Annotated in this window: 3 protein-coding genes; all 3 read right to left on the bottom strand. The window is 73.3% G+C overall.

Going from position 1 to position 7917, the window contains the following annotated elements; all coding sequences use genetic code 11:
• Positions 1-185: 185 nt before the first annotated feature.
• Positions 186-1883, bottom strand: coding sequence for an NAD(P)/FAD-dependent oxidoreductase (locus tag VIW71_RS20215; RefSeq protein ID WP_331623810.1), 1698 nt, complete (start codon positions 1881-1883; stop codon positions 186-188).
• Positions 1884-1960: 77 nt separating this feature from the next.
• Entirely contained in the window at positions 1961-3697 is a 1737-nt protein-coding gene (locus VIW71_RS20210) for an NAD(P)/FAD-dependent oxidoreductase (RefSeq protein WP_331623808.1), read from the bottom strand.
• A gap of 75 nt (positions 3698-3772) precedes the next feature.
• On the bottom strand, positions 3773-7917 hold a 4145-nt coding region (locus VIW71_RS20205; protein ID WP_331623807.1), incomplete at its 5' end, for a thioester reductase domain-containing protein.

Below are 7917 nucleotides of genomic sequence, written 5' to 3'. Positions count from 1 at the left end.
GACCCGGTGGTGCGGCGGCTGATGACCGGCAATGCCAAGGAGGCGCTGAAGGCCAAGGCCCGGGGCCGCCGGATGTTCTGAGCGCCTTCGGGCCCCGCCCGTCCGCCACGTCCGACGGCCCCGGCCCCCCACCGGGGGGGGGCGGGGCCCGTCGGACGTGGCGGACGGGCGGGGCCCGAAGGCGCTCAGAAAATCCGGCGGCCCCGGGCCTTGGCCTTCAGCGCCTCCTTGGCATTGCCGGTCATCAGCCGCCGCACCACCGGGTCGGCGTCGGTCCGCAGCCAGCGCGCGGTCCTGGCCATCACCTTGGCGTTGGGGATCATGAACCGCAGGTCCCGTTCGGCGAACCCGAAGTGCTTGGGCACGTAGGGGGCGCGTTCCAGGTGGGCGTAGATGGTGTCGGCGGCCTCCTTGGCGGTGACCTTGCCGGCCTCGTACGCCAGGCACTCCTCGACCATCTCGTCGTACAGGGCCTTGAAGCCCGCGTGGTCCGGCCAGTACAGGCCGGGGTTGGGTACCTCCTCCAGGTCCCTGAAGTGCTGGTCGCGGCCGTCGCGGAGGAACTTGAACAGCCCCTCGGAGAGCCGGTACGTACCGGCGTTGGCCCCCCAGGACCAGATCCGGTACACCGCGGTCCACAGGTCGTAGTCGGAGAAGGAGATGAACGCCGAGTTGACGAGCGAGTCGTTGTAGTCGAACAGGCCCTGCTGGAGCCGGTCGACGTAGCCGAACCGCTCGCCGGAGAAATCGTCGTCCTTGACGGCGTCCAGCAGCCGCCAGGCCAGGGCGTTGATGGCCTCGGCGGTGTTGGACAGGCCGCGGGAGAAGAGCGGGTCGATGAAGCCCGCCGCGTGCGACAGCAGGAACCAGCGGTCGCCGGCGGACCGGGTGGACGAGTACTGCATGCGGTCGGTGGACACCCATTCGCGCAGCGGCTTGGCGCCCTCGAACTGCCGCCGGATGTCCGGGAAGCGGGCCGCGTGGTGGTAGAACTCCTGCTCGGGCGTCATACCGGCGGGCTTGGGGTAGCGCCGGGTGTCGAGGGTGAGTCCCACGCTGCACAGCGGGTTGCGGGAGGAGGGGTGGTTGTCGAAGCCGATCACCCAGAACCAGCCGCGCTCGAACATGTGGTGGACGGTGCCCTGGTACCAGGGGGAGGGCGGGGTGTCCTCCGGGGAGCGGTCGAAGAGGGAGTCGGTCGGGGTCACGTTGATCATGTGGTTCCAGATCGACCGCGAGTGGTGCCGGAACCGGGTGGGCTCCTCGCGCAGCTCGAACTTGGACGCCAGCGGCGACCGGTAGCCGCTGGCGTCCACCACGTAGCGCGCCCGGTACTGCTCGCCGCGGGCCGAGCTGAGCGTCACCCCGGCGTCGTCGAAGTCCACGTCGGCGACCGCGAAGTTCTGCCGCGGCACCGCCCCGTACTTCACGGCGACATGGAACATGTACGCGTCTGTGTCCTGCCGGTACAGGTGGCTGGCCTCGTGCAGCAGTCCCGGGGTGCCGAACTGGTTGACCTCCCGGGGATTCTGCGGCTCGCCCTCGTGGTGCAGCAGGAAGCCGAAGTGCTTCTTCACCCCGAACTTCGGGCCGATCACCCTGGTGGCGTTGGTGAAGGTGGCCAGCGTCTTGATCTCCGGTACGCCGTAGCGCTCGGCGATCGTGCGCAGCGCCACCAGCGTGTACGGGATGGTGGACTCCCCGATCGCGAACCGGGGGTGGGCCGACGCGTCGACCAGCAGCACCTTGACGCCGTTGCGGGCGAGCACCGCGGCGAGGATGGAGCCGGCGATGCCCGAGCCCAGGACCGCCACGTCGAAGATGCCGCCGTCCGGCGGTGCCGTTTCATCAGCCGTGCCGGCTTTGTCAGCTTCCACTGCCACGGGAGTCTCCTGATCAGTGCCTGGGGGACGGGGACGGGAGGGAACGGCGGTCACCGGGCCGTTCGCGGTGCCGCGGGTCACCGGGGGTCGGGAACCCGCAGCGGGCGGCCGACCACCGGCCAGGCCGCGGCGATGTGCTTCAGCTCCTCCCGGAGGTTGAACTCCTCCCGGTCGAAGCGCTTCTTGATGAAGAGGGTCAGGCCCTCGTAGGTCAGCTCGCCGATCTGGGCGGGCGCGTCCTTCTTCGCCCAGCGCAGCGTCTTGAGGATGGCCAGGGTGGAGGCGTCGGTCCAGTGGTTGTCGGGGTCGGCCAGGCCGAAGGCGGGCGGCACGAAGTCCGCCGCGCGCAGCATGCGCAGGATCTCCTCGCTGGTCTCCCGGTGCCCGGCGGTGCCGGCCTGGACCGCCTGGGTCAGTTCGCTGGTGCGCTTGAGCAGGTCGCGCACCGGGGCGTAGTCCGGTATCGCGCCGGCCGGGGCCTGCCGTTCCAGCCGCTCCAGGACGGCCGGGTCGTGCCGGTCCAGGAAGCGCGAGTAGGCCCGGTTGATCTCGAACGTGGCGAGGATCTGCCCGAGCGACCACAGCCGGAACCATGCGTTCCACAATTCCCAGCTCCCGAACGACGTGTACGCGTTCGCCACCAGGTCGTCGTTGTAGTCCAGCAGCCCCTGCTCCAGTTCCTGGACGTAGGAGAAGCGCTCCGGGGAGAAGTCGTCCTCCCGGATGGCGTCCAGCAGCCGCCAGCCCAGGGCGTGGATGATCTCCATGGTGTTGGACAGTCCGCGGGAGAACAGCGCGTCCACGAAACCGGCCGCGTGCGAGGTCAGGCACCAGCGGTAGCCGACGGTCTGCTTGGAGGAGTACTGCAGCCGGCCGGTGCGCACCCAGTCGCGGACCGCGACGGCGTTCTTGAACTGCGGTGCGATGTTGGGGTACTGGGCGATGAACCGGCGGAACTCCTCCTCCGGCGTGCAGTCCGGCTGCGGGTGGACACGCGGGTCGAGGTTGAGGCCGACACTGCACAGCGGGTTGGTGGCTCGCGGGTGGTTGTCGAACGGGATGACCCAGATCCAGCCGCCGCGGAACAGGTGGTGCAAGGTGCCCTGGCTCCACGGGCTGGGGTTGTCGTGGGTGCCCTTGGGAACGGTGTCCTCGTACGGCGTCACACCGGTCATGTGGGTGAACAGCGAGCGCGAGTGGTGGCGCAGCCGGCTCGGCGACTCGCGCAGGCCGAGCTTCTCGGCGATCGGGGAGCGGAAGCCGCTGGCGTCCACCACGAACTTCACCCGCACCGGGTCGCCCTTGTCCGGGATGACGGTCACGCCGTCGTCGTCGATGTCCACGTCGACGACCTTGGTCTGCTGGCGCACGGTGGCGCCGTACTTCACGGCGACGCCCAGCATCCAGGCGTCGGTGTCCTGCCGGAAGAAGTGGTTCTCGGTGTGGGTGATCTTCGGGATGGGGAACTCGCTGGTCTCCAGCGGGTTCTGGGTCTGCCCCTCGCGGTGGTAGAGGAAGCCGAAGTTGCGCTTGACCCCGCAGTGGGTGGAGATCTTCGCCTGGACCGCCTCGAAGGTGGTCAGCTGCTTGATCTCCGGCACCCCGTAGCGCTCGCTGACCAGTCGCATGATCATCGAGGTGTACGGGATGGTGGACTCGCCGATGGCGAAGCGGGGGTGCGAACCGGCGTCCAGGATGAGCACGCTGGCCCCGTTGCGGGCCAGGCACGCGGCGAGGGTGGACCCGGCGAGCCCGGACCCGAGGACGGCCACGTCGTACGCGGGTCCGGCGGTCTGTTCGGCGCTGTCTGTCATGGCATGGCCCTCCGTTGCTGGTGGGGAGCGGTTGTCGGGCTGTGGCGTGGCGGGTGCCGGGCCGGCCGCCCGGGGTCAGTGGCCGGGGGCGGAGGAAGGGTCGGGATCGGGCAGGTAGCCGGTGTGGATCAGCCAGTCGAAGTACGTGTCCAGCAACGCCCGGTCCAGCGGCGGACAGCTGATCCCGGCGGCGAGCAGGGCGTGTTCGGCGCGGGCGGCGTCGTAGTCGATCGCCTCCTCCCCGCCGACCACGAACTCCTCCACCACCTCCATGACCGGATGCAGGGCGTTGTCCTGGGCGGCGTCCTGTCCGGCGAAGGAGGCCCGCAGAGCCGCCCACCAGGTGTCGGTCGCCACGGTCTCGATCCGCCAACCGCGCGCGGCCATCACCGCCACCAGGTCGCGGAACCGCATCCGGTGCCGGTTCACCAGGTGGTACGTGGCGCCGAAGCGGTGCTCCTCGCGGGAGATCCGGACCAGTGCGCGGGCGACGTAGTCCACCGGGGTCATCTCGATCTCCAGGTCCAGCGCCGGCGCGAGGCCGAGCTGGACGCAGCCCTTGATGACCCGGGTGGTGAAGTGCGTGGTGAGGCAGGCGCCGGTGCGCGAGTGCCCCAGCACGCGACCGGGCCGGTGCACGTCCACCGGGACACCGCGCTCGCGGGCCAGTTCGACCAGGCGCTCGGCGGCCCACTTGCTCTGTACGTAGCCGGTGACCAGTTTGCCCGCGCCGCCGATGGGGTCGTCCTCGGTGATCACGGTGCGCCCGTCGGCGGGCAGGCCCCAGATGCCGTAGGTGGAGACATGGCTGACCGGGGTGAGCCGGCCCCGGCAGGCCAGCCGCAGGATCTCCTCGGTGCCGGCCACGTTCGCCGGCCGCGACTGCTCGTAGGTGTGGGAGAAGTTGACCAGGGCGCCGTTGTGGTAGATGGCGTCCAGGCGGTCGGCGAGGGCGTCGAAGCGGGCCTCGTCCAAGCCGAGCAGCGGCCGGGCCAGGTCGCCGGGCAGCACCACGATCCGCCGGTCGGCGTCCGGACGCCACGGCAGGTAGCGTTCGGCGTTCTCCCGGATCCGGTCGAGGCCCTGCTCGGGCCCGGCGCACCGGACCAGGCAGTACACGGTGGCGTCGGTCGTGGCCAGCAGTTCGTCGAGCAGGTGGGCGCCGAGGAAGCCGGTGGCGCCGGTCAGCAGCACCTCGCGCGGCGCGGTGTACCCGGTGGGCAGCGGCGTACCGGGCCGGATCGCCGGGTCGAGCACCACGTCCTCGGCGATCCGGGCGGGGTCGGCCCAGGACGCGAGGGTGCCGGGAGCGGCGACCGGGGCCGACGAGCCGCCGCCACGGGTACCGGATCCGGCCGTCGCGTCGGAGAGGAGCACCGCCCAGTCCTCCAGGGTGGTGCGCTCGAAGAACTGGTGAGGCCGCAGCGTCACCCGCAGGTCCTGCTTGCAGCGCTTGACGACCTCCATGACCATCAGCGAATCGAGGCCATGGGCGAAGACGTCGGACTCCGGCAGCAGGGTGTCCCCGGGCACCGCCAGCACCTCGCCGAGCACGTCCCGCAGGTAGGGCACGAGCAGCGCGAGCCGCCCCGCGGGCTCGCCTGCCGTCGCCAGTTCGCCCAGCAGCGGGCCGGCCCCGGGCCCGGCCTCCTCCTCGGGGAGTTCGACGGTACGCAGCAGGGGCTGCTCGGCGCGGGCCTCCATCACCGGCTTGTAGACCTGCCAGTCGGCGGCGCAGACCACCGCGTGCGGCGCCGTACCGGCCAGCAGCGCGCCCAGCAGCCGCAGGCATTGCGGGGCGGCCAGCGGGCGCAGCCCGGTGGCGGTGAGGAAGGCCAGCACGTCGTCGCCGAACAGGTTCGACGGCAGGTCCCACGGGCCCCAGCTCACGGTGAGCGCGCGCAGCCCGCCCGCGTGGCGGTGCTCGGCGAGCGCGTCCAGGAAGGCGTTGGCGGCCGCATAGGCGGTGAGGTGCTGCGAGCCCCAGGTGGCGGCGATGGACGAGAAGTTGACGAAGAAATCGAGGTCGAGGCCGTCGGTGAGCTGGTGCAGCAGCCAGCCGCCGATCACCTTGGGCCGCCACACGGCGTCGTAGTCGCCGGGGTCGGTGACGGGGATGTCGCGGAGGAACTGCGGGACCTGGACACCGGCCGCGTGCACCACGCCGCGCAGCGGGCGGCCGTCGGCCGACAGCTCCTCCACGACCCGGCGCATGGCCACCGGATCGGCCACGTCCGCCACCGCGACGTCCACGGTGACGCCCATCGCCTCCAGGTCGCGCACCAGGCGCAGCCGGCCGCGGGCACCGGGGGACAGCCCGGAGGCGTCCCGGTCGGCGCGGTCCGGCAGCGGGGTGCGCCCCAGCAGGACCAGCCGGTCGGCGCCGGCGGACGCCAGCCAGCGCGACACCGCCTGCCCGATGCCGCCGAAGGCGCCGGTGACCAGGTAGGTGGCGCCGGACCGCAGAACGGGCCGGGCCCGCTGCTCCTCGGCGGTCAGCGGGTGGGACACCAGGCGGGCGACGTACCGGTCCGCGCCGCGCAGCGCCTGCTGGTCCTCACCAGGGTCGGTGAGCGCGGCCAGCAGCAGCGAGGCTTCATCGGCGCCGTCGTCACCGCCGTCCTCCGGCAGCGGGCCGAGGTCCACCGCACCGCCCCAGAACTCGGGGTGTTCCAGGGCGAGCACCCGGCCCAGCCCCCACAGGGCGGCCCCGAACGGGTCGACCGGACGGGCGGCCCCGGCGGCCTGCGTGCCCCGGGTGACGAGGCTGACCGGCACCCGCTCGCCGGGCCGCGCGGTGGCGAGCAGCCCCTGGACGACGGTGACGGCGGTGAGTTCGGTGCGGTCGCGGTACTCCTCGATCAGGCCGGGCTCGGCCTCCTCGGGCAGCGGGGCGTCCAGCGCGGTGCAGACCACCACCCGCAGCGCCGGGCCGTCCCCGGCCGCCCTCCCGGCCTCGGCCCCCCTTCCGGCATCGGCCGCCGTCTCGGCCTCGGTCCGCCAGCGGGTGAGCAGCGCGCCGACCGCCGCCGGGTCGGTACCGGCGAGGTCCGGGTCGGCGAGCAGGCAGTGGGCGCCGCGTTCGCGCAGTTCGGCGGCGAGCCGGGCGGCGGCGCCGCCGCGGTCGGGCAGCAGCAGCCAGCTCTGACCGGCCGGCGAGAGCGGGAGGTCCGGCAGCGGCGACGGCTGCCACTCGACCCGGGAGAGCAGTTCCTCCGGGCGCCGCCAGGCCGCCTGCCGGGGCGGTCCCGCCGGGACCGGGGCGACCCGCAGTTCGCCGATGCCGCCGATGTGCCGGCCGTCCTCGGCGAAGAAGTCCACCGCGCCGGCCGCCTCGTCGCTGGGCGGCCCGTCCGGGCCGGTGCGCGGCACGGCGGTCGCCCGTACGTACCGGACCAGCGCCGGGTCCGGGCAGGTGAGGTGCCGGACGTGGGAGGCGGACCCGGCCCGGTCGGCGTCGGGACGGTCCCGGTCGGCGTCCCGGAGCAGGGCCGCGACGGAGGCGTCGAGCACCCCGGCCAGGGCGTCGCCGCCCAGGGCGGGGTCGAGGGCGACCAGGACACCGCCGACGCCGGCCGCGCCCCGGTGCGCCTCGGAGACCACCGCCGGTCCGTACTCGAAGCCGTCGGCTGCCCGGCGGAGCTCGCCGGCCTGGAGGTCGCCGAGCGGCGCCGGGCGGCCGGCCGCCGGGGCCGGATGGTGCCGCAGCACCCCACGCGCCAGCAGCCGCCAGGGGGCGCCGGCCTCCTCCTCGGCCCGCGACAGGCCACGGTAGGCGAACACCGCCCGGCCGTCGTCGCCGTGGCTGACCGTGATCTGGAGGGTCTGCGGTTCGCCCAGGAGCCGGCCGAGCGGCAGACCCTCCAGCAGGTCGATCTCCTCCACGCAGGCCCAGGTGCCGCCCAGCGCGTCGGCAGCCGCCGACACCGCGATGCCGGCCAGCGTGCCCAGGGAGAGGTGGCGGTTGCCCTCCTCGCCGGTCCCGGCCGGCGCCGCCGGGAGGGGACCGGCCGGGTCCAGTTCGTACGTGGGCACGGCGGTGCGCAGCCGGCGGCCGACACCGGGCACGTCACGGCCGGGCGCGGCGTCGGTGCCTGAGCCGGGGCCGGTGCCGGGACCGGTCGCGGCGGGCTCGCCGCGGTCGGGGAACCAGTACGACTCGCCGCGCCAGGGCGTGGTGGGCAGCGGCACCCGGCGCGGCCGGGTGCCGGCGTGCACAG

Source organism: Streptomyces sp. (assembly GCF_036524955.1).
Lineage (GTDB): Bacteria > Actinomycetota > Actinomycetes > Streptomycetales > Streptomycetaceae > Actinacidiphila.
Note: the sequence above shows the minus strand (reverse complement) of the source record. Positions and strands in the feature narration are given on the sequence as shown.